Origin of the sequence: Capnocytophaga sp. oral taxon 902, from assembly GCF_013394735.1 — a bacterium.
Lineage (GTDB): Bacteria > Bacteroidota > Bacteroidia > Flavobacteriales > Flavobacteriaceae > Capnocytophaga > Capnocytophaga ochracea.
On record NZ_CP058261.1, the window covers coordinates 778,596 to 804,310 of the forward strand.

At 40.6% G+C, this 25,715-nt stretch carries 24 protein-coding genes and 1 pseudogene; 15 read left to right on the forward strand and 10 right to left on the reverse strand.

Annotated features, from left to right (window positions below; genetic code table 11):
- Positions 1-109: 109 nt before the first annotated feature.
- From HW278_RS03250 to HW278_RS03260, 3 genes are all read left to right on the forward strand, one after another.
- A complete protein-coding gene (locus HW278_RS03250) occupies positions 110-253 on the forward strand; it encodes a hypothetical protein (protein WP_178976916.1) in 144 nt (47 codons plus the stop codon).
- A 328-nt stretch (positions 254-581) separates the two neighbouring features.
- Positions 582-1,577, forward strand: a complete 996-nt coding sequence (locus tag HW278_RS03255; protein WP_009419227.1) for an NAD(P)H-dependent glycerol-3-phosphate dehydrogenase — start codon at positions 582-584, stop codon at positions 1,575-1,577.
- A gap of 68 nt (positions 1,578-1,645) precedes the next feature.
- On the forward strand, positions 1,646-2,230 hold the full coding sequence (locus HW278_RS03260; protein ID WP_111972810.1) for a riboflavin synthase: 585 nt from the start codon (positions 1,646-1,648) through the stop codon (positions 2,228-2,230).
- Here the strand turns inward: HW278_RS03260 and HW278_RS03265 are convergent.
- Entirely contained in the window at positions 2,217-2,957 is a 741-nt protein-coding gene (locus HW278_RS03265) for a lysophospholipid acyltransferase family protein (protein WP_178976917.1), read from the reverse strand. The two genes, HW278_RS03260 and HW278_RS03265, sit on opposite strands and share 14 nt — an antisense overlap.
- Before the next feature lie 291 nt (positions 2,958-3,248).
- A complete protein-coding gene (locus HW278_RS03270; RefSeq protein ID WP_178976918.1) occupies positions 3,249-3,692 on the reverse strand; it encodes a hypothetical protein in 444 nt (147 codons plus the stop codon).
- An 819-nt stretch (positions 3,693-4,511) separates the two neighbouring features.
- Between HW278_RS03270 and HW278_RS03275 the strand changes: the two genes are divergently transcribed.
- The 7 genes from HW278_RS03275 (at position 4,512) to rpoN (ending at position 12,214) form a co-directional block, all read left to right on the forward strand.
- Entirely contained in the window at positions 4,512-4,976 is a 465-nt protein-coding gene (locus tag HW278_RS03275) for a DinB family protein (protein WP_178976919.1), read from the forward strand.
- Positions 4,973-6,025 carry a thiamine-phosphate kinase gene (gene thiL, locus HW278_RS03280; RefSeq protein WP_015781716.1) on the forward strand — a complete coding sequence of 351 codons (1,053 nt, stop codon included), beginning with the start codon at positions 4,973-4,975 and terminating at the stop codon, positions 6,023-6,025. The genes HW278_RS03275 and thiL overlap by 4 nt, the downstream gene beginning before the upstream one ends.
- A gap of 20 nt (positions 6,026-6,045) precedes the next feature.
- Positions 6,046-7,455 (forward strand): alkaline phosphatase, encoded by a 1,410-nt coding sequence (locus HW278_RS03285; RefSeq protein WP_015781717.1) that lies wholly within the window; start codon positions 6,046-6,048, stop codon positions 7,453-7,455.
- A 31-nt stretch (positions 7,456-7,486) separates the two neighbouring features.
- Positions 7,487-8,470, forward strand: a complete 984-nt coding sequence (locus tag HW278_RS03290) for a cation diffusion facilitator family transporter (RefSeq protein WP_178976920.1) — start codon at positions 7,487-7,489, stop codon at positions 8,468-8,470.
- Between the two features lie 139 nt (positions 8,471-8,609).
- Positions 8,610-9,749, forward strand: a complete 1,140-nt coding sequence (locus tag HW278_RS03295) for a glycosyltransferase family 4 protein (RefSeq protein WP_178976921.1) — start codon at positions 8,610-8,612, stop codon at positions 9,747-9,749.
- A gap of 30 nt (positions 9,750-9,779) precedes the next feature.
- Positions 9,780-10,712 carry a sugar transferase gene (locus tag HW278_RS03300; protein WP_178976922.1) on the forward strand — a complete coding sequence of 311 codons (933 nt, stop codon included), beginning with the start codon at positions 9,780-9,782 and terminating at the stop codon, positions 10,710-10,712.
- A 35-nt stretch (positions 10,713-10,747) separates the two neighbouring features.
- Positions 10,748-12,214: an RNA polymerase factor sigma-54 gene (gene rpoN, locus HW278_RS03305; protein WP_178976923.1), complete on the forward strand. Its 1,467-nt coding sequence runs from the start codon at positions 10,748-10,750 to the stop codon at positions 12,212-12,214.
- Positions 12,215-12,363: 149 nt separating this feature from the next.
- Here the strand turns inward: rpoN and HW278_RS12400 are convergent, their stop codons facing one another.
- The 6 genes and pseudogenes from HW278_RS12400 to HW278_RS12405 all read right to left on the reverse strand — a co-directional run.
- Positions 12,364-12,495 (reverse strand): hypothetical protein, encoded by a 132-nt coding sequence (locus HW278_RS12400; protein WP_255493738.1) that lies wholly within the window; start codon positions 12,493-12,495, stop codon positions 12,364-12,366.
- A 46-nt stretch (positions 12,496-12,541) separates the two neighbouring features.
- Entirely contained in the window at positions 12,542-14,686 is a 2,145-nt protein-coding gene (locus tag HW278_RS03310; RefSeq protein WP_178976924.1) for a S46 family peptidase, read from the reverse strand.
- A gap of 38 nt (positions 14,687-14,724) precedes the next feature.
- Positions 14,725-15,411: a TIGR00730 family Rossman fold protein gene (locus HW278_RS03315; RefSeq protein WP_009410398.1), complete on the reverse strand. Its 687-nt coding sequence runs from the start codon at positions 15,409-15,411 to the stop codon at positions 14,725-14,727.
- A gap of 380 nt (positions 15,412-15,791) precedes the next feature.
- Positions 15,792-16,958: a VWA domain-containing protein gene (locus HW278_RS03320; RefSeq protein ID WP_178976925.1), complete on the reverse strand. Its 1,167-nt coding sequence runs from the start codon at positions 16,956-16,958 to the stop codon at positions 15,792-15,794.
- A complete protein-coding gene (locus HW278_RS03325; RefSeq protein ID WP_009419241.1) occupies positions 16,958-17,701 on the reverse strand; it encodes a porin family protein in 744 nt (247 codons plus the stop codon). The genes HW278_RS03320 and HW278_RS03325 overlap by 1 nt, the downstream gene beginning before the upstream one ends.
- Positions 17,702-17,840: 139 nt before the next feature.
- Positions 17,841-17,918, reverse strand: a pseudogene (locus HW278_RS12405) (phosphinothricin acetyltransferase); the annotation flags it as partial.
- A gap of 688 nt (positions 17,919-18,606) precedes the next feature.
- On the opposite strand from HW278_RS12405, the gene HW278_RS03330 reads away from it, so the two are divergent.
- From HW278_RS03330 to metF, 5 genes are all read left to right on the forward strand, one after another.
- The gene (locus HW278_RS03330) at positions 18,607-19,581 is read left to right on the forward strand and encodes an alpha/beta fold hydrolase (RefSeq protein WP_178976926.1); all 975 of its coding nucleotides are present in this window, start codon (positions 18,607-18,609) and stop codon (positions 19,579-19,581) included.
- 175 nt (positions 19,582-19,756) lie between these two features.
- On the forward strand, positions 19,757-20,356 hold the full coding sequence (locus tag HW278_RS03335) for a hypothetical protein (RefSeq protein ID WP_255493741.1): 600 nt from the start codon (positions 19,757-19,759) through the stop codon (positions 20,354-20,356).
- A 4-nt stretch (positions 20,357-20,360) separates the two neighbouring features.
- A complete protein-coding gene (thrA, locus tag HW278_RS03340) occupies positions 20,361-22,775 on the forward strand; it encodes a bifunctional aspartate kinase/homoserine dehydrogenase I (RefSeq protein WP_178976928.1) in 2,415 nt (804 codons plus the stop codon).
- 11 nt (positions 22,776-22,786) lie between these two features.
- Positions 22,787-23,380: a GrpB family protein gene (locus HW278_RS03345; RefSeq protein WP_178976929.1), complete on the forward strand. Its 594-nt coding sequence runs from the start codon at positions 22,787-22,789 to the stop codon at positions 23,378-23,380.
- Positions 23,358-24,311 carry a methylenetetrahydrofolate reductase [NAD(P)H] gene (gene metF / locus HW278_RS03350; protein ID WP_009410407.1) on the forward strand — a complete coding sequence of 318 codons (954 nt, stop codon included), beginning with the start codon at positions 23,358-23,360 and terminating at the stop codon, positions 24,309-24,311. The genes HW278_RS03345 and metF overlap by 23 nt, the downstream gene beginning before the upstream one ends.
- A gap of 20 nt (positions 24,312-24,331) precedes the next feature.
- On the opposite strand, the gene yihA is transcribed toward metF, so the two are convergent.
- Positions 24,332-24,931 (reverse strand): ribosome biogenesis GTP-binding protein YihA/YsxC, encoded by a 600-nt coding sequence (gene yihA, locus HW278_RS03355; protein WP_178976930.1) that lies wholly within the window; start codon positions 24,929-24,931, stop codon positions 24,332-24,334.
- An 8-nt stretch (positions 24,932-24,939) separates the two neighbouring features.
- Positions 24,940-25,695 carry an alpha/beta fold hydrolase gene (locus tag HW278_RS03360; RefSeq protein ID WP_178976931.1) on the reverse strand — a complete coding sequence of 252 codons (756 nt, stop codon included), beginning with the start codon at positions 25,693-25,695 and terminating at the stop codon, positions 24,940-24,942.
- Positions 25,696-25,715: the final 20 nt, after the last annotated feature.

The window sequence follows — 25,715 nt, forward strand, 5'->3', positions numbered from 1 at the left end:
CGATGTGAGGAGAGTGTAGCTTACGCTACAGAAATCTTACAAATCAAACAAATAGGTAGCAAGCTACCTGAAAGTCTCGAACTGACCTATACTTCATAATTTTGCGCAGTTGCTCTGCGGGACGTCTGACGGACTTTTAACAAACCTTAAGCGGAACTACAGTGGTTTTATAGTGGCTCTACAGTGGCTCTACAGTGGCTCTACAGTGGCTCTACAGTGGCTCTACAGTGGCTCTACAGTGGCTCTACAATGAAGACTAACCGAAGATTAATGGAATACTAACTGAATACTGATTGGACTTATAGTGCTATTATCTGCTCATATCACTGGTTCTACTGGTTAGACTTGTTGTACTTAAAATAAGTAACAACTTAAATGAAAGGCTCGAAATTTTCTTTAAAAAAAGAAATACACCTGACGGTACAGAAATTGGAACAGATTTAATTGATTTTCACATAATTTATATAGCATAAGCTATATTTCCTCTTTTGGTGTGTTTGCTCTGTGGTTTTAGTAGGCACTTTTTGGTAATACAGCATTATTTTCGTACCTTTGCCCCAAAATAATAATAGCTAACAATTGTGGAAACCAAAATATCAGTTATCGGAGGAGGAAGTTGGGCAACGGCTCTGATTAAGATTTTTACCGCCAATATCGACCAAGTGTGTTGGTATATGCGCAATGAACAGGCTATTGAGCACATCAAAGCGACCAAACACAACCCTAACTACCTTAGCGATGTACATTTAAACATCAGCAAGCTACACCTCACCAACGACATCAACGAGGCAGTAGCTTTTAGCGATTATGTCGTCTTTTCTATCCCTTCAGCTTTCTTGAGTGACGAATTAGAAAAACTCACCGAACCGCTATCTAATAAAAATATATTTTCTGCTATCAAAGGTATCGAACCTAAGAGCGGACTTATAGTAGGTGAGTATTTCAACAAAATACATCACGTGCCTTATGCACAGATAGGCGTTATAGCAGGTCCTTGCCACGCCGAAGAGGTAGCTCTCGAACGTCTGTCGTACCTCACTATTGCCTGTCTCGACGAAGAAAAAGCGCGTTTTATGGCTGAAGCTATGAAACGCCATTATGTGAAGACCAAAATATCCGACGATGTGGTAGGTATTGAATACGCTGCTATGCTGAAGAACATTTATGCCCTTGCAGCGGGTATTGCCCACGGATTGGGCTATGGCGATAACTTCCAAAGTGTGCTGATGAGCAACGCCATTCGCGAGATGCGACGCTACATCAAGCATATTTACAAAATCAAACGCAATATTAACAACTCCGCTTATTTAGGTGATTTACTCGTAACCGCCTACTCGCTTTTCAGTCGCAACCGTATGTTTGGCACGATGATAGGTAAAGGCTATACTGTAAAGAGTACAATGGCTGAAATGAATATGGTAGCCGAAGGCTATTACGCCACCAAAAGCGCTTACCTCATTAACAAAAATCAAGAAAAACCCAGTCGCACTCCCATACTCGATGCCGTCTACAAAGTGTTATACGAAGGCAAAAGAGCCAATGTAGCATTTGCAGAATTGACAGGAGAACTGGATTAGAGAATTAGAAAATGAGAGAATTAGAAAATGAGAAAATTAGAGAATGAGAAAATTTGCTAATTAACTTTATGTTCACAGGAATTATAGAAGAAATAGGTAAAATCGTACAGATAGAACGCGAAGAGGCGAATCTGCATTTATACGTAAAAAGTTCGTTTACAAATGAACTAAAAATAGACCAAAGTGTTGCCCATAATGGGGTATGCCTTACGGTAGTGGCTATCGATGGCGATGTATACCAAGTAACCGCTATTGCCGAAACTCTTGCCAAAACCCACTTGGGTAGTTTGCAAGTAGGTGATGCGGTAAACTTAGAGCGCGGTATGCTTCTCAACACGCGCTTAGACGGACATATCGTGCAAGGTCACATCGACCAAACGGGTACTTGTAGTGCTATCCAAGAAGAAGCAGGTAGCACTCGTTTTACTTTTGAGTACGACCCTTCTACTGGCAATGTGGTAATTGAAAAAGGCTCTATTACTGTGAATGGTGTAAGCCTAACGGTAATAGATGCAACTTCCCATAGTTTTAGTGTAGCAGTAATCCCCTATACTTTAGCACATACCAATCTGCAATACTTACAAATAGGTAGTGTTGTAAATTTAGAATTCGATGTAATTGGTAAATATGTCGCCCGACTTATGCAACGGTAAGGCGTTGTAAAATAAGAGAACGTACTTCTTCGCGTAAGGACTCTTTATCGTCAAGGGTTTTGCCTTGGGTAGGAATAGGGTGCAATATATCTACTCGCATTGTGCCCATACTGCCGGCAAAGAAGCGGAAGGGAAAGCGTTTTTTAGTATCGTAGAATACCATTGGTACTATGGGGATTTGGCACTGTATAGCAATGCGAAAAGCCCCGTCTTTAAAACTATCGAGTACTATACTCTCATCATCGGGGACACCTCCTTCGGGGAAAATACAAATACTCAGCCCTGCCTTTATTCTCTCCATCGCTTGGGCATAAACCTCCTTCCTACTCTGCGGACTCTTTCTATCTACCATTATGGCAACACGTTTGTAGAAATAACCAAACAATAGCGTCTTGCTCAGTTCCTTCTTCCCTACAAATACAAACGGATTTTTACTACAGTAGAACATCAGCATTATGTCCATCATACTGTAATGATTGGCGACCAGCATATAGCTATGGCGGTCGTTAGGCACGGTATATTCCCTGTGTATTTTGGGTAAGAAGCCCATACCATACAATATAGGCGTTGCCCATAAGTTCCGGGCTACCCAATAAAATGAGCGATACCATTCTGCCCGTGCTGTAAGAATAAACAACAAGGGCAACCACAAGAGAATAAGAATGAGTACAAGCAAGTAAAACCAGCTCTTCCACAAGAGCCAAAAGGTGTATTTCAGGAGTTTCATTTAATGCAATCTTATTATTATCCGGCAGGAGCAAATATATTACTGATTTCTAAATATATAAACCTCAACATCACCGCTTAACGCTCTCTTTTTGCCGTGTAAAAGTATCGTTAAAACAGTAATAAAGTTTTGTTAAAATCGATTTTTTCTTTGGTAATTCAAAAATTTGCCGTACCTTTGTCAGCGCAATGAGGGTGGTAGCTCATTGTAAAACTTCAAATAATAGTTTTCATAATTTAAAGTTTTGGTTGGTTAATGGAAAAGTCCGATATTATTATCGGACTTTTTTTCTTATACAGACCACCATAGCTTCCAAGGAATCATCGAGAGCAAGCACACCAGTGCAATACCGTAAAACAAGGCTATTTTTCCGTACATCTTGTGCACTTCTGTCTGTTTTTTTAGTTTTACCCAGCCCACAGTAATCAGCGTTACTGCTATGATATTCATTATAGGGTGCTCCACTAATAATTGGCGCAATAAGCTGTCTTTCATCACCACTTTAGCCCCCTCACTCCACATCTGCAAACGAGGGGTAGTTACATAGACTAATAAGCCCAATAATAATTGTATATGAGAGAATACCAAAGCAAACAAACTCAAGCGGAGGTCTTTTATTCCAAAGTATTTTCTTTTGCCAAAAAATCCCATAAGCGCATTGACAACTGCTATGATAAGCACTGCCAATACTAAATAAGCACATAGTGAATGTGTCTGTTTAATTAGTTGATACATAATATTCTTTATAAATTTGCGGGCAAAAATACAAATCTTTTTGAAATTCTTTTCTTTCTTCGAAGTATTTTTTGTACCTTTGCCTTTGGATGATAGTTATGAATTATTGACGAATGAGGAAATGAGAGAATGAGAAAATTAGAGAATGAGAAAATGAGAAAATTAGAGAATTTGACTAATAAAACAATAATTAATTATGACAACCTTTTTTAGGAGGTGACAATCAGTTTATTCAACTTTGGCAAAGTGCGTACCGCAAAAGCGATGTGTTAGGACTGTTAGAAGCGCTCGGAAGGAAACGGAGAAATTCGCAAGAAGATTGAGAGGAGGTTTAGTGAGAAAAGGCTGTAAGGAGGGTATGGTTAGCTTATAGAGAGCTTATAGGAAGCTTATACGAATCTTGGACGATTGGTATAGAAAGGGTATATAAGTAATTGACTTATAACACGATATAACAGTGCTAAAAATGTTAAAAACAGGGTTTCGGGGCGAAAGAAAGAGAAAAGGCAATAGGCCTTAGGCCATAGGCAATAAGGGGAAGACATCCCCCTAACCCCCTTCAAAGGGGGAATGTGATGACGGAAAAGAGAAGGAATGACGAATGTGGACTTCCTTCGAAGGGGGAATGTGGTGACGGGAAATCAAAAGAAACCTCCCGTCTAATTCACTTAGTTGGCAATTGCTGATAACCCTCGAAAGGAGGAATTGGCGATAATCATTATAGACGAGTTATATAATTTTCAGTGAAACAATACATTAATTCTCCTACTCTCGATTGACACTAATGATAATAACTAACGACAAAAAACTAACAACTATATGACAGAACAAGTATTTGCCTTACACGTGGCAACCCGCAACAATCTTTTAACTTATTTGGAGAATGCAAGTCCTGAACAATTAGCGCAAATCCCCACAGGATTTCACAATAACATCTGGTGGAACATCGCTCACTGCGTGGCGCAACAACAAATACTCTGCTACAAACTATCAGGACTCAATTTTGTTGTACCCGAAACTTTTGTAGATACTTATAAAAAAGGTACTTATCCCGATGGGCATATCCCTACCGCTGACGAAATTCAAGAATTGCGCAGTCTGCTCATCAGCAGCCAAAAACAACTGCAAGCCGACTACGAGCGTGGGGTATTCTCTAATTTTACTCCTTACACTACCAGCTATGGCTATGCGCTTACCTGCATTGAAGATGCGATACATTTCAACAATACTCACGAGGGAATGCACCTTGGAGTGGTAATTGCTTTAAACTATTTTGCTAAATGATAGAAGATAAAACGCCTCACCGTACCTCATTAGCCGATTTGGGTGAATTTGGACTCATCGACCGCCTAACGAAGGGATTTGAAATTCACAATCCTTCCACTCTTAAAGGCGTAGGCGACGATGCGGCGGTAATGGATTTTAAAAATAAAAAAACTGTCGTCTCTACCGACCTGCTTATTGAAGGTGTACATTTCGACCTTAGCTATGTACCGCTGAAGCATTTAGGATACAAGTCGGTAGTAGTGAACGTATCGGATATCTATGCGATGAACGCTACGGCTACCCAGATAACCGTATCGATAGCGGTATCCAATCGCTTTCCGTTGGAAGCCTTAGAAGAACTCTATGCGGGTATTCGCCTAGCCTGCAAGCATTATAAGGTAGACTTAGTAGGAGGCGACACGACCTCATCTACACGCGGACTCATCATCTCGGTAACGGCGATAGGTGAAGCGGAAGCATCGGACTTAGTATATCGTAACGGAGCGCAACCTAACGACCTTGTGGTACTCACGGGCGATATAGGGGGTGCCTATATGGGTTTACAGATATTGGAACGCGAAAAGGCGGTCTTTCAGGTAAACCCAAACTCTCAACCCGATATAGAGATGTATTCTTACATTTTGGAACGCCAGCTCAAACCCGAAGCCCGCAAGGACATTCCGCCACTGCTCAAACAATTAGGTGTAAAACCTACTGCTATGATGGATGTAAGCGACGGATTGTCGTCAGAGATATTGCACATTTGCAAACAATCGGGGGTAGGTTGTAGGTTATATGAAGACAAAATACCGCTTGACCCACAAGTGATTAGCACTTGTGAGGAGTTCAATTTAGATAGCACTACCATAGCCCTAAGTGGCGGTGAAGACTACGAACTGCTGTTTACTATTGCCCAAGCAGATTACGATAAGATAAAAGGCAATCCTAATTTCACGGTCATAGGTTACATTACCGATAAAAGCGAAGGGGTAAACCTCGTCACCCGTGCAGGACAGTTTATACCGATTATAGCAAAAGGGTGGAACGCTTTAACAATTAACAATTGATAATTAACAATTAACAAGATATGAAAAGAAGAGCATTTTTTAAACGTGGGGCTTTAGCAGCTTTAGGAGGCTTAGTATTGCCTTCCTTTGATTTACAAGCGCAAACCCTTGGGGAAGCCCATAAAAACAAACGCACTAAAAACATCATCTTTATGGTGAGTGATGGTATGAGTTTCGGCACTTTGGTAATGGCTGACCTGTATCTAAAACGCAAATTCGGTCGCCCTTCCAGCTGGATAGGATTGTACGAAAGTAACCTCGCACAGCGCGCCGTAATGGATATGGCATCAGCAAGTTCAGTAGTCACCGACTCCTCAGCAGCGAGTTCGTCTTGGGGCGGTGGCGTACGTGTAAAGAACGGTAGCCTAAATATCAGTCCAGATGGCAAAGAGAATATGCCTATCTTGCAAAAGTTCAAAAAAGCAGGCAAGAAAGTGGGTTGTATCACTACCGTAATGGTAAACCACGCCACTCCGGCAGGCTTCTGTACGTGGAGTAAAAGTCGTAATGCTATGGACGAGATAGCCCTCAACTACACCGAATTAGGCTTCGATGTGATGTTGGGTGGCGGTAGCAAATACTTCGACCCTGCCCATCGCAAGGACAAGAAAGACCTCTTTGCTGTTCTCAAAAAGAAAGGTTATACGGTAGCTCGCACTCGCGGTGAAATGCTGAAAGCACCTACTAATAAACCTCTCTATGGGCTCTTTGCTGAAGATGCACTCCCCTACTCTATCGACCGTGCTCAAAGCAGTGAAGAACAAGCTAAATCGCCTACTCTTGCGGAGATGACCGCTAAGGCTATCGACCAACTTAAAAGTCACCCTAATGGCTTTGTAATACAAGTAGAAGGCGGCAAAGTAGACTGGGCGGCACACGGCAATGATATAGGGGCTTTGTTGTACGACCAAGTAGCTTTTGACGAGGCTATAAAAGTAGCCCTCGATTTTGCAAAAGCTGATGGCAACACTCTTGTAGTGCTTACTTCTGACCACGGCAATGCCAACCCTGGACTCATCTATGGCAAAGAGTGTAACAACAATTTTGACAGATTACAAAACTTCACCCATTCTAACGACTGGATATTGCAACAAATCAACTCTAACGACTCGGTAGCCAAAGTGCGTGAGCACGTTGCTCAATACTGCGGTGGAATGAACATCAGTGAGGAACAAGCTAAAGAACTCTTAAGCTATTATGCTAAAACCGAAAGAAAAGAAGACGGCTTGTACAACTACAAACACCTGCCTTACCGATTGTTTGCCGAAATACAAAAAGCACATACTTCGGTAGGCTGGATAAGTATGGATCACTCATCGGATTACACCGAATTGGCAATGTATGGGCCAGGTAGCGAGCGACTTAAACCTTTTATGCGCAATACCGATATGCACAATTTCTTGTTGGAGGCAGCGGAGGTTAGAGTTTAGAAGTTAGGAAGTAGAAATCAGAAATTAGAGGGTGAAAAGTTTTCAGTTTCAGAAGCTCGTTACTTTTATAGGAATATTGCTCTTCATCGTGAAGTTGATAGCGTGGTACATTACCAATTCTAACGCTATCTTTTCGGACACGATGGAGAGCATTGTGAATATTATTGCCGCCTTTATGGGGCTCTATTCGCTATACCTCTGCAACAAACCTCGCGATACCGACCACCCTTATGGGCACGGCAAGGTAGAGTTTGTTACCGCTGGCATTGAGGGAATGCTCATCGCCATCGCTGGGGTACTTATTCTCATCGAAGCCATTTCGTCACTCATAAAGGGAATACATCTCGATAAATTAGGCTGGGGGATTGCCCTTTTCGGGTCTACCGCCATAGTGAATTACGCTATGGGGTATATTTCTTATCAAAAGGGAAAGAAAGAAAACTCGTTAGTACTGATGAGTGCGGGCAAACATCTGCAATCGGATACTTTTGCGACTTCGGCTATTGTGCTGAGTTTGGTGTTGGTACACTTCACCGGTTGGCTATGGCTCGACCCTCTAATCGCTATTGGTTTTGGTAGTTATATCATTGTGATAGGCTGGAAGATAGTGCGCAAAGCCCTCAGCGGTATTATGGACGAGCGAGACGAAGCCCTCTTTGCCGAACTCGTAAATATACTGCAAGCTAACCGAAAAACCGAATGGATAGACATTCACAATATGCGTATTCAGCAGTTTGGGGCTCACTTGCATATTGATGCTCATATCACTCTGCCTTACTATTATTCTTTAAAAGAAGCCCACCAAGAGATGGAAAAAGTGATTCATTTATTGGTAGAAAAAGTAGATAGAACTATAGAATTCAATTTTCACTTAGACTATTGCAAACCCTTTTCGTGTGAAATTTGCGCTATCGACTGTCCCTTTAGAGAAAAACCTTTTGTACAGACTATACAGTGGGACGTGAAAAACATCGCTGGAGTAGCGAAACATAGATGCGAACCACTAAAACAATAATGCAAATTAGATACTATAAACATTGGTTCTTTGAGGTCTAATTTTGATGTACTTGACCTATCGTAAATAACTAACAGTATTCTTCTTGCTCGTTTAAAGTATATTTATTAATTTTGCACCAAAATATTGCCTTTATAATATGATAACTACTTTCTTTTCAGAAAATTTAGGATTTACTACCATATGCGTTTTTCTACTCTCTTTGGGAGTAGCATACTTTTCTTTGCCAAGTATTATATACGTGTCGAAGTACAAAAACCTAATGGATAAACCTAATGCACGTAGTTCACATAAAGAAAAAACACCTACCTTAGGAGGTATTTCTTTCTTCGTAAGTTTAGTTTTTACTCTCTTTTTACTCCGTTTTTTCGATAATGACAATGTAGGTATTAACATCTTATCTGGTGTAGGTGTACTCTTTTTCGTTGGCTTAAAAGATGACCTCGTAGGTGTAAATCCTAGTACTAAAATTATAGGCCAAATTATAGCTACCCTGATGCTTTTCTTAGGGACTGGGCTTAAAATCACTACTCTTGATAATTTCTTAGGCATTACTGATATTCCATATTGGCTTTCTATTTTTATGAGCTGTGGTATGATGATGATGATTGTAAACTCTTACAATCTTATCGATGGCATTAACGGCTCAGCTGCAATGGTAGGTATTGTGATTTTTGGCGCTTTTGCTTATGTTTTCTACGATGCTCAACTGTACTACTACTTCCTGTTATCAATCCTATGTATAGGTTTTTTATTAGCCTTTTTACGCTATAATCTATCGGTAAGGAAACGAGTTTTTATGGGAGATACAGGCTCTATGATTGCAGGTTTTCTCATTGCAGTTCTCGCTATTAAATTCTTTGCTCTAAACACTGAAGCCTTAGAAAGTGCTATTATACACCCCACAAATAAAATATGGGTTCTTCTTGCAATTATTTTCATTCCTTTTTTTGATACTACCCGCGTATTCACCACTCGCCTATTGCGCCACAGACGACCTTTTAAAGCCGACCGCAGTCATATCCACCATGTGATGATAGACTATATGAAACTGTCGCACTCACAAGCAAGTTTGCTGTTAGCTTTGATTAATCTCGCTGTTTTTGTAACAATTTTATTTTTTAATACAAGAATATCCCCTTTGATGCTGGGAATTTTGTTTATAGCTTTCTCTATAGTTTTAGCTATTATTTTATTTATTGTGAATCGAGGATATCACAATCTTAAAAACAAACAAAAAATTAGACATCTTATCAATGAAATTCATAAAAAGCACTGAAATAATTTATTGTTTTAAAAAGATATAATTATGAAAATATTTTATCATAGACCAACTTGTTTATTTATTAATGTGGGCGGTATTCTTGAGAAATTGTTAGAGGAATCAAATATCTCTAAATTTTATAGAATTATCAAATATGATATTTCCAAGAAAAAAAGAACCATTTCGAGTATTGTCAATAAGCTAAAAATAGCAATTATTGTTATTGAAACTTCAAAAATCAAAGAATATCCTGATGATATCATTAGGGAAATTATTGATTTGAGGACTAAAGGTATTATTGTTTATGAAGCAGAAGAATTTTACGAAAATATCAACAAGCGTATTCCTATCGTAAAATTAGAAGCTAAAAAATATATTGGCGATGATATTTTTTCTATAAAACAAAGAATTAGACACCGATTGATCAAACGTTTTTTTGATTTATCACTTGTTTTCTTGGCTCTTCCTATAGCATTACCTTTAACTATTATAGGAGTTATTCTTACTCTTTTAAGTTCAAAAGGAGGTACTTTCTTTGCGCAGACACGTGTAGGAAGAGAAGGAAAAACTTTTAAAATATACAAAATCAGAACTATGGTATTAAACAATGGAGGTTTTACTCAGGCAAATGACTCACGTATTACCCCTATTGGAAAAATATTGCGTTTTACCAAAATAGATGAACTACCTCAATTATACAACGTATTAAGAGGTGATATGAGTATTATAGGCCCTCGCCCTGAAATTCCTGAATATGTAGAAAAATACGCAGAACAAATACCTTTTTTCAAACTACGCCATATGGTGAAACCAGGAGTTACAGGTTGGGCTCAAATTCATATCCCAAAAGCCACTCCTGAAGATAGTATTAAAAAATTAGAATATGATTTGTACTACATCAAGCGATATTCATTATTCCTTGATATTAAAATAGTACTTGAAACTACAAAAATTATACTTACCTTAAATAGTAACTAATTTTTTTCGTACCTTTGCGCCCTATCTCATAAGAAATGCTCAAACAGAATTTACAACTTAAACTCTCTCAGAAACTCTCACCTCAGCAAATACAGCTGATGAAACTCGTGCAACTCCCCACTCTTGCCTTTGAACAGCGCGTGAAACAAGAGATGGAAGAAAACCCCGCTTTAGAATCAGGGCGCGAAGAAGATGCTCTTGATGAGTTTCACGATGAGTTCGATAACTCTTCCGATGAATATAACGATAACGATGTGATTGATATGGACGATATCAACATCGATGAATACCTCAGTGATGATGAAATACCCGACTACCGTCTGCACGCTAATAACTACAGCGACGACGACGAAGATCACGATATTCCTTTCAGCGCGGAGGTGTCGTTTCACCAATCCCTTATCAACCAATTGAACACCTTTACCCTCTCCGATGAGGATTACTTAATTGCTGAGTTCCTCGTGGGTAGCATAGACGATACAGGCTATATACGCCGTTCTATTCAAGACCTTACCGACGATCTCGCTTTCACCCAAAATATCTATACTGAAGAAGATCACGTAGAGCAAATACGCCAACAGATTATTTTCCAATTAGACCCTGCAGGGGTAGGCGCATCGGACTTGCAAGAGTGCTTGCTTATACAACTGCGCCGCAAAAAACAAACACCTGCTATAAGCTTGGCAATCGAAATGCTTACCGAAGCCTTTGAAGCATTCACTAAAAAGCATTATACCAAACTGCAACAACGCTTTTTGGTAACTGAAGAACAACTGAAAGAAGCAGTGCAAGAGGTGGAACGCCTAAACCCTAAACCTGGGAGTTCCTACGTGGGTAACAATGTGCATATAGAACAAATTATCCCTGATTTTACTGTAAAAGTGGTAGATAACGAGTTAGAACTCTCCCTCAACGGGCGCAATGCTCCTGAACTACACGTTTCTAAGGAGTACAGCACTATGCTCGACACTTATAAGAAGAGTAAGGAAAAGAGCAATTCACAAAAAGAAGCAGTGTTCTTTATCAAACAGAAGTTGGATTCGGCTAAGTGGTTTATTGATGCCATTCGTCAGCGACAACAAACGCTCCTCATCACGATGAACGCCATTATGGAGCACCAACGCGAGTACTTCCTCACAGGTGATGAGCTGAAAATAAAACCGCTTATTCTCAAAGATATTGCCGATAAGGTGGGTATGGACATCTCTACCGTGTCGCGGGTAGCGAGTAGCAAATATGTAACTACCCCTTACGGTACAAAACTCATTAAAGATTTCTTTTCGGAATCTATGAAGAACGACCAAGGAGAAGACGTTTCTACTCGTGAAATCAAGCAGATATTACAACATATCATCGCTAAGGAAGACAAGAGTAAACCCCTTCCCGATGATGAATTGGCTCAGCTCCTCAAAGAGAAAGGCTACCCCATTGCACGCCGTACTATCGCCAAATACCGCGAACAAATGGATATACCTGTAGCACGCCTCAGAAAAGAGCTGTAAGTGTGAGTCACACAGGCAAAATATAAAGAAACTCCAGTATAGTGACAGACTGTACTGGAGTTTCTTTGTCGTAACACAACAAGCCGTTTTACAAATTAAAAGCTTCTTTTAATTCATTATGCACCTGTTTGATAATCGAAGTTGGTTGCTCAAAGATGTGGAATATACATAGCTACAATTTCTTTATTTCCTACTTTGTAATAATAGAAGCCCTTGCCTTTATCGATGAGTGCGTTTTCTTCAGATTGATATTCACCTGTATTTTTAGGGTAATCTTTCAATCTTCTTTTTCAGCAAATCCGAAAGTTTTCAACTCATCATTAACCATTATTTCACTATCTTCATCTCATTTAGCAAATACCCTGCTCCGGCGTATTTATCGATGATAAACAGCACATAGCGAATATCTACCATAATATTGCGACATATTTTAGGGTCGTAGTGGATATCGCTCATTGTGCCTTCCCACACGCGATCGAAATTGAGACCGATAAGGTTACCTTGTGCGTCTATCGCAGGACTGCCTGAGTTGCCCCCCGTGGTGTGATTGGTTGCTACAAAACACACAGGCATCTTGCCGTTTTTGCCGTAAATACCATAGTCTTTTTTCTCATAGAGCTCGCGCAGTTTGGCGGGCACATTAAATTCGTAGTCGTTAGGCACGTATTTCTCCATTACACCGTCTAAATAAGTCATATAATCATAGGTTATAGCATCCGAAGGTGAGTAACCAGCTACCTTTCCATAAGTAACGCGCAAAGTGCTATTGGCATCAGGAAAAATGCGGTCTTGAGGTTTCGAGAACTCCAAGATAGCCTTCATATAAGTACGCTGTAAGGCGGTAATCTCGCTATCCAACTGTCGGTAAGTAGGCACTACAGTTCCGTAGAAATGAGCGACAATTTGCTGTACAAATTGTACGCCTATGTCATTTTTGAGGCGCCTTTCAAAAACTTCATCGGGTAGGTTGAGTACTTTTTCCATTTCGGTTTTAGAAGCCAAAAACGACTCTTTATAGAGTTTGTCAGCCAGTGTGTGTATCTCAAACTGCTGTAAGTTAGGCGAGAGTAGGGTTTTAGGCATCACCTGAGCATAATACACTACCGCTTTTTCAAATACGGCTTTATCTACATTCACATCGTAGTTTTTAAATACCGTTTCAAAGTTGTTTAAAAGGTTCTTCTTGCGGTCGTTGAACGATTGTGTTCCTTTCTCGTGCAGCGCATTTTGCAGTTGAAGGATTTTATAGCCATTTGCCAGCAAGTCGATATTACGCTGTACCAACTCCGAAAAGAGGTCTACTGCCAAAGCATAGTCTTGTATTTGAGTGTATTTTTCAGTAAACTGAGGTAAAATATAACCATATTCAGCTGTTTTACCTGCTTTTTCTATCTCTTTTTGAAATTTCTGTTCTTGAGCGCGTTTGATAGCTACCGCATCCGATTTTTTCAAACCTTGTGTTTCACCTATCCACTTTTTCCAATAGTTGGCAACGCTGGCGTATTTAGAGGCGTATTTTATTTTTATTTCGTTGCTGTTGCGCATAAAGCCGTCTTGCACTTTGAGCACCACATCGCGAATGCCTATCTTAGCAGGATTCAATACATTCACAATTTGTTCCACTGCTACGGCAGGTAAATATTCTTCAGTACGACCTGGATAACCGAAGACCATTGTAAAATCGCCTGCTTTCACCCCTTTTAACGAGATAGGAAAGAAGTGTTTGGGGCGATAGGGCACGTTGTCTTTGGAGTAGGTTGCGGGGCGGTTGTTTTTATCGGCGTATACACGGAAAAGCGAGAAGTCCCCCGTATGGCGAGGCCATACCCAATTATCGGTATCCGAACCGAATTTGCCTATAGCCGAAGGCGGTGCACCTACTAAACGCACATCTTTAAAAGTTTCTATTACAAAAAGGATATACTGATTGCCCTCGTAGAAAGCACGAACCCGATTCTCTTGCCACGCTTCTTTAGGCGAGTTTTTCACCAAAGAGGCAATATTGCGTTCTATCTGAGAGGCGCGAACGCTCTCACTACTTAGGTTTTGAGTATCGGCAAGTACTTTTTGGGTAACATCTTCAATACGTACAATAAAAGTAACTTCTAAATTCTTGTTAGGCAACTCTTCCGATAGATTTTTAGCCCAAAAACCATCGGTAAGGTAATCGTTTTGCACTGAGGAATGCGCTTGTATCTGTCCGTAGCCACAATGGTGATTAGTGAGCAGTAGCCCTTTATCCGAAATCATTTCGGCAGTACAGCCTCCATTGAAATGAGGCACGGCGTCTTTCAAGCTCGACTTATTGACGCTATAAATATCGCTCACCGACATTTTCATACCTAAGGACTTCATTTCTCTGGCGTTCATACCCTCCAAAAGCGAAGGAATCCACATACCGCCTTGTTGTGCCGTTAAAGTAACAGGTAACAAGTAAAAGCTAAAAAGTAATAAAGAGATAAACTTCTTCATAGTCACTGTTTTTAAAGTGCAAATATAGGGAATATTTTCTAAAAATTTGGTTTTAACTGTTGTTTGTTGTTGTAGAAATCTTCAATGACTTTAATCACTTCGTCTTCAGTATCTACTAAGTGAAACAAATCCAAATCCTCAGCACTAATATTATTAAATTTCTCTAATAATATCTTCTTTATCCAGTCTACAAGTCCGCTCCAATAATCTGTACCAACTAAAATAATAGGAATTTTGTCTATTTTATAAGTTTGTACGAGAGTGAGGGTCTCGAAGAGTTCATCGAGGGTACCAAAGCCCCCAGGCATTGCTACAAATGCCTTAGAATACTTTACAAACATCACCTTACGCGCAAAGAAGTAGTTGAATTTGATATTCTTATCGTGGTCGATATAAGAGTTATTCGTCTGCTCGAAAGGCAAATCAATATTCAGTCCTGCCGATACACCTTTGTTCAGGTGCGCACCTTTGTTGCCCGCCTCCATAATACCAGGCCCACCGCCGGTTATAATACCGAAGCCCTCATCTACTATCTTTTGGGCAATACGCACAGTGAGTTCGTAATAAGGTGTTTCAGGCTTAATACGTGCCGAACCAAAAATACATACACAAGGCCCTATGGAGCTCATCTGCTCATAGCCGTGTACAAATTCTCCCATTATTTTAAATATCGACCAAGCGTCGTGTGTTTTAGTTTCGTTCCAAACTTTTGAATGTTTTTTCATTGAGTTAAATGTTAAAAGTGAATAGTAAAAAGTTGTATTTATTTCAGTTTTATCCCTCTGTATTTCTTTATCTTCTCCTATTTTTATAATCAATCTTTTATCTCCAATCTGTAGGGGCGAATTGCAATTCGCCCTTAATAAGTCAATCTCAATCTTGATTTGTGTTAAGTTTAAGGAGTATAGTTTTTCTAACCATATTCGTAATATTTTTCAGTAGGCATAAATTCGACAGCTCCACCGTCTAAATCGTCATCTATATAGTCATACAAAAATCGGTTTTTGTTATCTACATACCATTTAACGAATAGCTTTCCTTTAAAAACACCCGTAGTACTCTGTTTAGGGTCTTCTTTTAGTTCATAGGTAGCACAAAAGTGCTATTACACTTCCTTATCTGTGCGACTTGCTCTCTCAAATTTCTTTAGGTCATTCCCTTTGAGGGCGTTCTCTACGAGTTCGGGAAGGCGGTCAGGAGTACAGGCAAAGCAGGCGATGCCGAGTTTGCTGATTTCTTTACCGAGTTTCTCATCGTAATCAGGGCGACCGCTGTCAGAAAGGGCTAAGAGCACCAATACCTTTACGCCTTCTTGGTGCATCTCGTTCAGGCGACGCAAGAGTCCGGCGCGTACACCTCCTTCATAAAGGTCAGAAATAAGAATAAACATCGTTTTGCGCGGATTCTCAATAAGTGTTTGGCAATACGCCACCGATTTATTAATGTCAGTCCCTCCTCCTAACTGTACCCCAAAAAGCATATCCACAGGGTCTTCACGACAGACTTCCGTAAGGTCGGTTACTTCTGTATCAAAAACTACCACGTGCGTATCAAGGGCTGGCATACTCGCAAAGATAGACCCCATTACTGACGAGTAGATAATCGAATCACACATCGAACCACTCTGGTCGATGTCCAAAATCACTGTCCAGTTCTTTTGGTGCTGGGTGCGTTCAAAGAAATAGAACTTTTCAGGAATAAGTCGCTTGGTAGCGGTATCGTAGTTCTTGAGGTTCCGCTGAATTGTGCGCTTCCAGTCGGTCGACGAAAAGTTGGCAATAGGCGTATGCGCTTTTTTGTTGAGCGCACCCGTAACAGCACGGCGTAGGTCTTGCTCCATACGCTTCATAATCTCATCGACTACCTCTTTCACCAATTCGCGTGCGGTATTTTTAGATTTGGCAGGTATTTGCCCTTTGAGTGCCATCAAAGTGCCCACCATAGAGATATCGGGCTTTACGTTTTTAAGGGTTTCAGGTTCAAATAGTAGTTTGGTGAGTCCTTTGCGCTCAATGGCATCGCTTTGAATCACACTTACCACATCAGGAGGAAAGAACGAACGCACATCGGTGAGCCACTTAGCTAAGTTGGGTGACGAACTACCTAAGCCTGCCGAGCGTTTGCCTCCATTATTACCGTTGCCTTCGGTATCGTCGTAGAGGGCAGCCAGCGTGGCGTCCATCAGCGATTGCTGCTCATTGAGCGATACCTCACCCAAAGCATTCAAATCCTGACCCAAGATGAGTCGCCAACGTGTAATTTGGTCGTCCATTATAAAATATAAAAAAGTAATCCTAATTGTAACACATTCGATTTGAGGCTTGTGCCATCAGTAGTTTTAGCGTCTTTCAGCAAAGGGGTAAGATTGTACTGCACATAGAAGTTCAACGCGTTATACCCAAAGGCAATAAAAGGCTTTACCTGAAACGTATGAGCTATATCGGAGTTCTGGAAAGCTATCGAAACACCATCAGCAGTATACAAACTTCTACTGTTGAAGATATAGGCAAAACGCGCTCCTGTATACACGCGCCAAAACTTATGACTGTAAGGGGTAGAGGTGCGAAAGCGAAACTCTACGGGTATTTCTACCGAATGCGTCTCGAAGAAATTACGAGTGATGTTCCGGTCGCTGAAACGTTCTACTATCTCATAGCTCACGCCCGAAACCGTTTTGTTAGCCACCATATTGTTGTACACCAAATCGTAAGCATAGCCTATACCCACCCCAAAGCCTATATTACGCGCTTTGTTCATAGGTAGGTCGCGAATAAAACCTACGTGAATTCCCCTTGAAAGGTTGTGTTGCACCACGTTATTTGCTTTACCAGCCAAATAGTCATAAGTAAGACCAAAGTAAAATTGGTCTTCGAGGTAGTGCAGGTCTGCCTCCGTATCGGTAGCAGTAGCCGTTTGTGGGGTGCTTATCATTCCATCATCGTTATTCTCTTGAGCAAAAGTAAAGAGCGAAAAGTGAAGAGCGAAAAGCAACAGTATCCTATTTAGTTTGTTCATCTTTTTTGTTGCATATTTTGGGCAAAGGTAAGAATAATTAGCAAATTAACAAATTTGCTAATTTCCAAATTTGCTAATTATCTAATTTCTCAATCCACCCATTCTCTTTCCGTCCCTACACTCCCCTTTTGAAGGGGCTAGGGAGATGTTTGTCACCTTTTCCAGCTTGTCCCCTTTCGGGGGTTCGGGGGCTCACCGAATAAATAACTCGCCACATTCCCCCCCTTTGAAGGTAGCCAGCGACAGCTGGGTATGTGTAAAGGGAGAGGTTCCTTTTGATTTTCCATCATACTCCCTCCTAGTGCCTATAGCCTAAGGCCTAGTGCCTCTTCTCTTTTCTTTCGCCTCGAAACCCCGTTTTTACCATTTTTTGCATCGCCGTATTATACTATGAGTCAATTACTTATATACCTTTCCTATACCAATCGTCCAAGATTCGTATAAGCTTCCTATAAGCTCTCTATAAGCTAACCCCACCCTCCTTACACCCTTTTTTCACCAAAATCCCTCTCAACCCTCTTCTGAAATATTTCGTTTCCTTCCGATAGCTCAAATGTGTCACTTTTAGGGGTATACACTTTGCCAAAGTTTGAAACTTTGTCAAAGTTAAATAAACTAACAATCCCTCCTCTAGCGAGAAATTGTAGCTCCACCTCATTTCCTAATTTCCTCATTCTCTCATTTCCTCATTTGCTAATTTTCTTGCCTTTCTGAATGATTGTAATAAATGTAATAAAAACTATTTGTCTATTTAGAAAATTATTTTTACTTTTGCGCCTTTCAAAATCAATATAAAAATAATAGCGTTTTAACACAGAATTATTTTCCGATTAGAGTATCTGAAAAAGAAAATAATTCTAAATATATCTAAATGCTTTTCATATAAACTATTTCGCAACGCCTTTATGTCCGATATTCTACATTACCTTCTTACTGATTTCGTTACCTCTTGTGGGGTGCGTATTCCCGCTCTTAGGGTATATTATCAAGTGTTTGGAAAAGCCTTAGGCACAGCTCCGGTGGTAGTGGTGAATCACGCTTTTACAGGCAATTCACAAGTAACGGGTGAAAACGGCTGGTGGAAAGAAGCCATCGGTGAAGGGAAGTTGATAGATACCCTCAAATACACAGTAGTAGCTTTTAATATCCCTGGCAATGGTTTTGGAGCACGCGAAGAAGATATGATTCCTAACTATGAGCATTGGGCGGGTATAGATATAGCGCGTATTTTCAACAAAGGGCTCACCGAGCATTTAGGACTTAAAGAAGTATTTGCCCTTGTAGGGTGCTCGTTAGGTGGCGGTATTGCTTGGGAAATGGCTGCCCTCGCTCCTACCCTTTTCAAAGAACTCATAATCGTAGCTGCCGATTGGAAAGCAACCGACTGGATTATTGGCAACTGCCTTTTGCAAGAGCAGATACTCAAAAACTCTACACACCCCTTGCACGATGCACGCCTTCACGCGATGTTGTGTTACCGCACTCCTCAATCGTTGAAACTGAAGTTTGAGCGCACCACCAACATTCCGTTGCAGTTGTACAATGTAGAAACGTGGCTCTTACACCACGGCGACAAGCTGCACAAACGCTTCTCACTCTCCGCCTACAAACTGATGAACCAATTGGTGAAAACGATAGATATTTCAAAAGAACGCAACAGTTTTGCCGAGGCTGTAGCGCCTATCACCGCACACATTACCATCGTAAGCACCGATTCTGATTTGTATTTCGTTCCTCAAGAGAACCGCGATACCGTAACTGAACTCCGTGAAATGGGTAAACCAGTAGATTATTACGAAATTCACTCCGTACACGGTCACGATGCTTTCCTGATAGAACACAAACAGTTAGAACAGTTTTTAAAGAAAGTGTTTAATTAATGATTAATGATAAAATTATTGAATGGATAATGAGCTAAAAATTATAGCTAAAAGCAACGGAGCTCAAAATGCAAATAAAAAACTCCCCTTATTATTGCTATTTTTTATAAGTGCATATGCGTTTACTTTTGCGCAGAGAAAAATAGAAGGTAAGTATTATATAAAGGAGAAAGAAATGCACATAGAGTGTTGTGCTACTGATACCTACACGTTTTATAGCAATGGCATTTTTGATTATGCTGAGGAAGGTGAGTTAGGAATTGTTCATTATGGCAAAGGTCATTACACCCTCACGAAGGATTCTTTAGTGTTAAATTACGATTTAACAGAGGTAAAATACCCTGGATATTATATCGCTAAACCATATACTAATTATAAAGATTACATCTCTTTAAACTTAACAGTATACGATTTAGAAAAGAAGCCTTTACCGAATGTAGATGTTTCTCTGTTTAAAGAAGGAGTGCCTACAGGAGGTGATACTGACGAAAATGGAAAATTGATTATAAAAGTACCTAAGACGAATGAAAAGTGTGCTTTATTACTCACCTATAATCACGAATCTATGTATAAAGTGGAATCTATAGACCTTAATTTATGCTATGATTTAGAATTTTACCTCACTAAAACTCCGATGGGCTTTTTTGATATAGGAAATGCTATTAAAGATGAGGTAAGTCGTTTTAAAATTGTAAAACTTAGAGGAGATGAGTTTGTGGTGCGTAATGATAAAAAAGGAGAAGTTATTTTCAAGAAGGTAGAAGATAAAAAGTAAACAAATGAAGATATTAAAATTTGGTGGAAAATCACTTGCCAATGACGGCATTGAAAAGGTACTCAGTATCATTGCTGGGCTTGCTAAAACTGAACCTATATCAGTAGTAGTTTCAGCGCGAGGCAACACTACCGATGAGTTAGAGGCTTTGCTCGAAAAAGCGAGTAAAGGCGAGAATTATACTGCCGGCTTTCAACAACTGAAAGACGAACAGCAGTATGACTCTCGTGTGTCGTTTGAACCTGAATTTCAGTTGCTCGAAAAACTCCTTGAAGGCGTTTCGCTACTGAAAGACTACAGCCCTAAGACCAAAGATTTGGTATTAGCACAAGGCGAACTGATGTCGGCTAAGCTTGTGGCAGCACTACTTCAGCACAAAGGCTTGGAAAGTACTTTTGTGGATAGCCGTGAAATCTTCAAAACTGATGCTGTGGTAGGCAATGCCCAAATCATCAACTCAATATCCGAAAAACTCACTCGCGACCGCTTTGCAACCATTCCTCCTAATTGTGTGGCAGTGGTTACGGGCTTTATCGCTTCCACCGAAAAAGGCGACACTACTACCTTAGGGCGCAATGGCAGTAACTATTCGGCAGCCCTTTTGGCTAACTACCTCAACGCTTCCGAACTGCAAAACTACACCCACGTCGATGGTATCTTCACTGCCAATCCTGAGTTAGTACCCGAAGCCAAAATTATACGTCATCTTTCTTACGAAGAAGCCAATGAATTAGCTAACTTTGGAGCTTCTATACTCCACGCCAAAACCATTATCCCACTCATTGAAAAAGGCATTCCGTTGCGTATCAAAAACACTTTCAACAGTGAGGACGCCGGCACACTCATTCACCAAGAAAGCGTGCAAGAAGGTATCAAATCGATTTCGGTAATTAAAGACAATGCCCTTATCGTGATGGAAGGTCGCGGACTCTTGGGCAAAGTGGGCGTAGATGCTCGTATTTTTAAAGCGCTCGCACAAAAAGGTATCAGTGTGAGTATCATCTCGCAAGGGTCATCGGAGCGCGGGGTAGGCTTAGTCGTAGCTTCTAAAGATGCTAAACTTGCCAAAGCTGCTATAGACGAGGAGTTCTCACACGATTTCTACACCAATGATGTAAGCAGTGTGAGCATCGTAGAAGATGTAGCTGTAATTTCTATCGTAGGACAACCACTTGCTACTTTCCACCACCCTTATAACGCACTGATACGCAACCAAATCGTTCCTTTGCTCATCAACAATGCCGTAACGGGCAAAAACGTGAGTTTGGTACTCAAAACCAAAAAACTCCACAAGGCATTGAACGTAATTCACGGTGAAATCTTTGGGGTTTCACGCCGTATCAACTTGGTAATCTTTGGTAAAGGTACCGTAGGGGCTACCCTCATCGACCAAGTGATTGCCGCACACGACAATATACTCCATCGCAAGAATATCAGTTTGCGCATCGTTGCGATTGCCAATTCACAACAGCTACTCACCAATGCAAAAGGAATTGGCAGTCATTGGCGTTCTGCCTTCGATAAAGAAGCTGTGCCTTATAGTTTTGACACTTTGCAGGCCTTTGTAGATAAACATCACTTAGAGAACCTCATCGCCGTAGATGTAACCGCCAGCAAAACCTTTGTAGACAACTATATTCCGCTTATCAAGAGCGGTTACGACTTGGTTTCTGCTAACAAAATAGCAAATACTATTTCGTTTGACTTTTACCAAGAGCTACGTAAAACTCTCAAACAACACCAAAAAACTTATCTCTACGAAACCAATGTAGGGGCAGGCTTACCCTTGATAGACACTATTCGCCTCTTGCACCATTCGGGCGAAAACATCACCCGTATCAAGGGAATTTTCTCAGGAACGCTCAGCTATTTGTTCAATACTTTTTCAGCAGAAAACAAGCCGTTTAGCGAAGTGCTCCAGCACGCTATCAACAGCGGTTATACCGAACCCGACCCTCGTGAAGACCTCTGTGGTAATGATGTAGGGCGCAAATTGCTCATCTTAGCCCGTGAACTCGATTTAGGCAATGAGTTCAGCGATGTGAAGATACAAAACCTTATCCCCGAACACCTAAGAGAAGGCTCTGTGGAAGACTTTTTGCAACGTTTAGACGAGTTTAATGCGCCTTATCAGCAAATCAAAGAAGCGCAAGCACCCGACCACGTACTGCGTTATGTAGGTGACCTCCACGGCGACTTAGCTTCTACCGAAACGGTACAGTTAGACGTATCACTCGTATCGGTTCCGCGCAACAGTGCCCTCGGTCAGGTAAAAGGAGCCGATTCCATTTTTGAGATTTACACTGAATCTTACGGCGATAACCCTATCGTGATACAAGGAGCAGGAGCAGGCGCTTCAGTAACCGCACGTGGGGTATTTGGCGATATTTTAAGGTTAGCAGAAAAAAGTAGGTTTTAGGGGTTAGCACTATGAAACAGGAAGAAAATCCTTTGTTAAAAATGTCGTTGCAGGAATTGTGGCAACTATTCCCTATCAATCTTACACAGCACAACCCTTTGTGGAAAGAATGGTATGAGGAAGAACGCAGTTTCCTTTTAAAACAATTACCCTCTAACGAAGCGGTACGGCTAAGCCATATAGGTAGTACTGCTGTTGAAGGGATACAAGCCAAACCTATTGTAGATATGTTATTAGAAGTGAAAAAGGACAGTTCATTTCAGAAGCTAAAAGAACTCATATTACAATTAGGTTATCTATGTATGAATGAGACAAACGATAGGATTTCTTTTAATAAAGGCTATACTATTAATGGGTTTGCAGAACGTGTATTTCATCTGCATTTGCGTTATGAAGGCGATAATGACGAACTCTATTTTCGCGATGAACTGCAAGCACACCCCTCAGTAGCCAAAGACTATGAAACGCTTAAATTATCACTTTGGAAGCCTTTTGAGCACGACCGAGATGCTTATACCGCTCACAAAACAGACTTTGTGAAACAATATACACTGATAGCAAAAGAAGAATTTAAAGGAAAATATGAAAATAACAGACCATATTAAGAATGCTAAAGGAAAAACGCTCTTCTCCTTTGAAGTAGTACCTCCTAAAAAGGGAAATAATATTGAAGAACTATACCGAAACATAGACCCTCTAATGGAGTTCAATCCTCCGTTTATAGATGTAACTACCTCACGCGAGGAGTATTATTACATTGAACACCCTAATGGGCTATTGGAAAAGAAAGTAACCCGTATGCGCCCTGGTACCGTGGGTATTTGTGCGGCTATTCAGCATAAATACAAGGTGGATACAGTGCCTCACGTGCTTTGTGGTGGTTTTTCAAAAGAAGAAACTGAGTACCTTTTGGTAGATTGCCTCTACTTGGGTATTGACAACGTAATGGCTTTGCGCGGTGATGCGATGAAAGAACAACGCTACTTTCAGCCTACTGAGGGCGGACATACCTACGCTACCGAACTCGTTACTCAAATCAGCAATTTGAACAAGGGGATTTACCTCAACGGCATTGCTGCCGACCATAAGGCTAATTTCTGTATAGGGGTAGCAGGTTACCCTGAAAAACACATTGAAGCCCCCTCTCTCACCTCAGACTTGGCGCGCCTAAAAGAAAAGGTAGATGCTGGTGCCGACTATGTAGTAACACAAATGTTTTTTGACAATCAGAAGTATTTTGAGTTTGTAGAGAAAGCCAAAGAAGCAGGTATCAATGTGCCTATCATTCCAGGGATTAAACCTATTGCTATTAAAAAGCACCTCAACCTACTGTCACAAGCCTTTAAAATAGATTTCCCCGAAGAGCTCATCAAAGCAGTGGAATCCTGCAAGAACAACAACGAGGTAAAACAAGTGGGTATAGAGTGGGCAATTCAGCAGAGCAAAGAGCTCAAAGCCGCTGGGGTACCTGTTTTACACTACTATTCAATGGGAAAATCAGATAATATAGTGAAAGTGATATCAGAAGTATTCTAACAATTGTCAATTGTTAATTATCAATTGTCAATTGATTTATTGATTTGTTCGATGTAATGGGTAAGTTCTTCTTTGCCGGTTTTGTTTTCAGCGGAAGTGATAAAGTAAGGTGGAAATTCTTCCCAAGTTTCGAGGAGTACTTGTTGATAAGCAGCTATATTGCGCTCAATAGCTAAAGGTTTGAGTTTATCAGCTTTGGTGAAGACAATAGCAAACGGAATCCCGTGTTCGCCTAACCATTGCATAAACTCTACATCTATCTTCTGAGGTTCGTGGCGCACATCTACTAATACAAATGCACATACCAATTGCTGTCGCTCCTCAAAATATTTAGTAATAAATTGCTGAAATACCTTTTTAGTTTCTTTGGATACCCTTGCATAACCATAACCAGGGAGGTCTACTAAAAACCAACTATTGTCTATTTTGAAGTGATTGATGAGTTGGGTTTTCCCTGGACGACCCGAAGTTTTAGCCAAATTCTTGTGATTGGTAAGCATATTGATGAGCGACGATTTCCCTACGTTGGAACGCCCTATAAAAGCATACTCAGGTAAGTTTTCCTTGGGGCACTTACTCACCTGAGAGTTACTCATCACAAATTCAGCTTTTTTTATCATCTTACCTCCTATCTATTTTCAAGCCACTTATTTAAAATCTCGTTGAACTGTTGAGGGTGTTCCATCATTGGGGCGTGACCACATTTATCTATCCAATGCAGTTCGGAATTAGGCAATAGTTCGTGGAATTCTTCAGCGACTTTAGGAGGGGTTACATTGTCATTCTTACCCCAGATGAGGCAAGTAGGGGTTTCCATTTTAGGCAAATCTTTTGCCATATTGTTGCGGATAGCACTTTTGGCAAGTGCCAAAGTTTTGATAAGTTTAGAACGATCGGAGATATTAGCAAATACTTCATCTACAATTTCTTTAGTAGCTACAGCGGGGTCGTAGAACACTTCTTCGCATTTCTTTTTGATGAAATCGTAATCACCACGACGTGGATAGCCATCGCTCATTGCTTTCTCATACAATCCAGAACTACCTGTAAGCACTAATCCGAGTACGTTTTTAGGGTGCATTTTAGCATAGAGCAAGCCTACGTGTCCACCAAGTGAATTGCCAAGCAGGATTACTTTTTCAAACTTCTTGTGTTTGATAAATTTCTGTATATATTTAGCCAATGTTTTCACCGAAGTTGTGAGCAAAGGCATAGAGAAGAGAGGCAGTTCGGGGACTACCACTTTATATTTGCTGGAAAAAAAAGAAACTACTTCTTCAAAGTTACTAAGCCCACCCATCAAGCCGTGTAAGATAATGATAGGAGTGCCCTCACCTTTTTCGATGTATGAAAATTTACCTTCTTTTTTTACTTCTACTGTCATCGGTTTTTATCAAAAAGTTT

Excerpts from the sequence above, each read along its gene's own strand:
- HW278_RS03260 (WP_111972810.1), top strand. The coding sequence starts at position 1,646 with ATGTTCACAGGAATTATAGAAGAAATAGGTAAAATCGTACAGATAGAA.
- HW278_RS03265 (WP_178976917.1), bottom strand. The coding sequence starts at position 2,957 with ATGAAACTCCTGAAATACACCTTTTGGCTCTTGTGGAAGAGCTGGTTT.
- HW278_RS03270 (WP_178976918.1), bottom strand. The coding sequence starts at position 3,692 with ATGTATCAACTAATTAAACAGACACATTCACTATGTGCTTATTTAGTA.
- HW278_RS03275 (WP_178976919.1), top strand. The coding sequence starts at position 4,512 with ATGACAGAACAAGTATTTGCCTTACACGTGGCAACCCGCAACAATCTT.
- thiL (WP_015781716.1), top strand. The coding sequence starts at position 4,973 with ATGATAGAAGATAAAACGCCTCACCGTACCTCATTAGCCGATTTGGGT.
- HW278_RS03285 (WP_015781717.1), top strand. The coding sequence starts at position 6,046 with ATGAAAAGAAGAGCATTTTTTAAACGTGGGGCTTTAGCAGCTTTAGGA.
- HW278_RS03295 (WP_178976921.1), top strand. The coding sequence starts at position 8,610 with ATGATAACTACTTTCTTTTCAGAAAATTTAGGATTTACTACCATATGC.
- HW278_RS03300 (WP_178976922.1), top strand. The coding sequence starts at position 9,780 with ATGAAAATATTTTATCATAGACCAACTTGTTTATTTATTAATGTGGGC.
- rpoN (WP_178976923.1), top strand. The coding sequence starts at position 10,748 with ATGCTCAAACAGAATTTACAACTTAAACTCTCTCAGAAACTCTCACCT.
- HW278_RS03310 (WP_178976924.1), bottom strand. The coding sequence starts at position 14,686 with ATGAAGAAGTTTATCTCTTTATTACTTTTTAGCTTTTACTTGTTACCT.
- HW278_RS03315 (WP_009410398.1), bottom strand. The coding sequence starts at position 15,411 with ATGAAAAAACATTCAAAAGTTTGGAACGAAACTAAAACACACGACGCT.
- HW278_RS03320 (WP_178976925.1), bottom strand. The coding sequence starts at position 16,958 with ATGGACGACCAAATTACACGTTGGCGACTCATCTTGGGTCAGGATTTG.
- HW278_RS03325 (WP_009419241.1), bottom strand. The coding sequence starts at position 17,701 with ATGAACAAACTAAATAGGATACTGTTGCTTTTCGCTCTTCACTTTTCG.
- HW278_RS03330 (WP_178976926.1), top strand. The coding sequence starts at position 18,607 with ATGTCCGATATTCTACATTACCTTCTTACTGATTTCGTTACCTCTTGT.
- HW278_RS03335 (WP_255493741.1), top strand. The coding sequence starts at position 19,757 with ATGCACATAGAGTGTTGTGCTACTGATACCTACACGTTTTATAGCAAT.
- thrA (WP_178976928.1), top strand. The coding sequence starts at position 20,361 with ATGAAGATATTAAAATTTGGTGGAAAATCACTTGCCAATGACGGCATT.
- HW278_RS03345 (WP_178976929.1), top strand. The coding sequence starts at position 22,787 with ATGAAACAGGAAGAAAATCCTTTGTTAAAAATGTCGTTGCAGGAATTG.
- metF (WP_009410407.1), top strand. The coding sequence starts at position 23,358 with ATGAAAATAACAGACCATATTAAGAATGCTAAAGGAAAAACGCTCTTC.
- yihA (WP_178976930.1), bottom strand. The coding sequence starts at position 24,931 with ATGATAAAAAAAGCTGAATTTGTGATGAGTAACTCTCAGGTGAGTAAG.
- HW278_RS03360 (WP_178976931.1), bottom strand. The coding sequence starts at position 25,695 with ATGACAGTAGAAGTAAAAAAAGAAGGTAAATTTTCATACATCGAAAAA.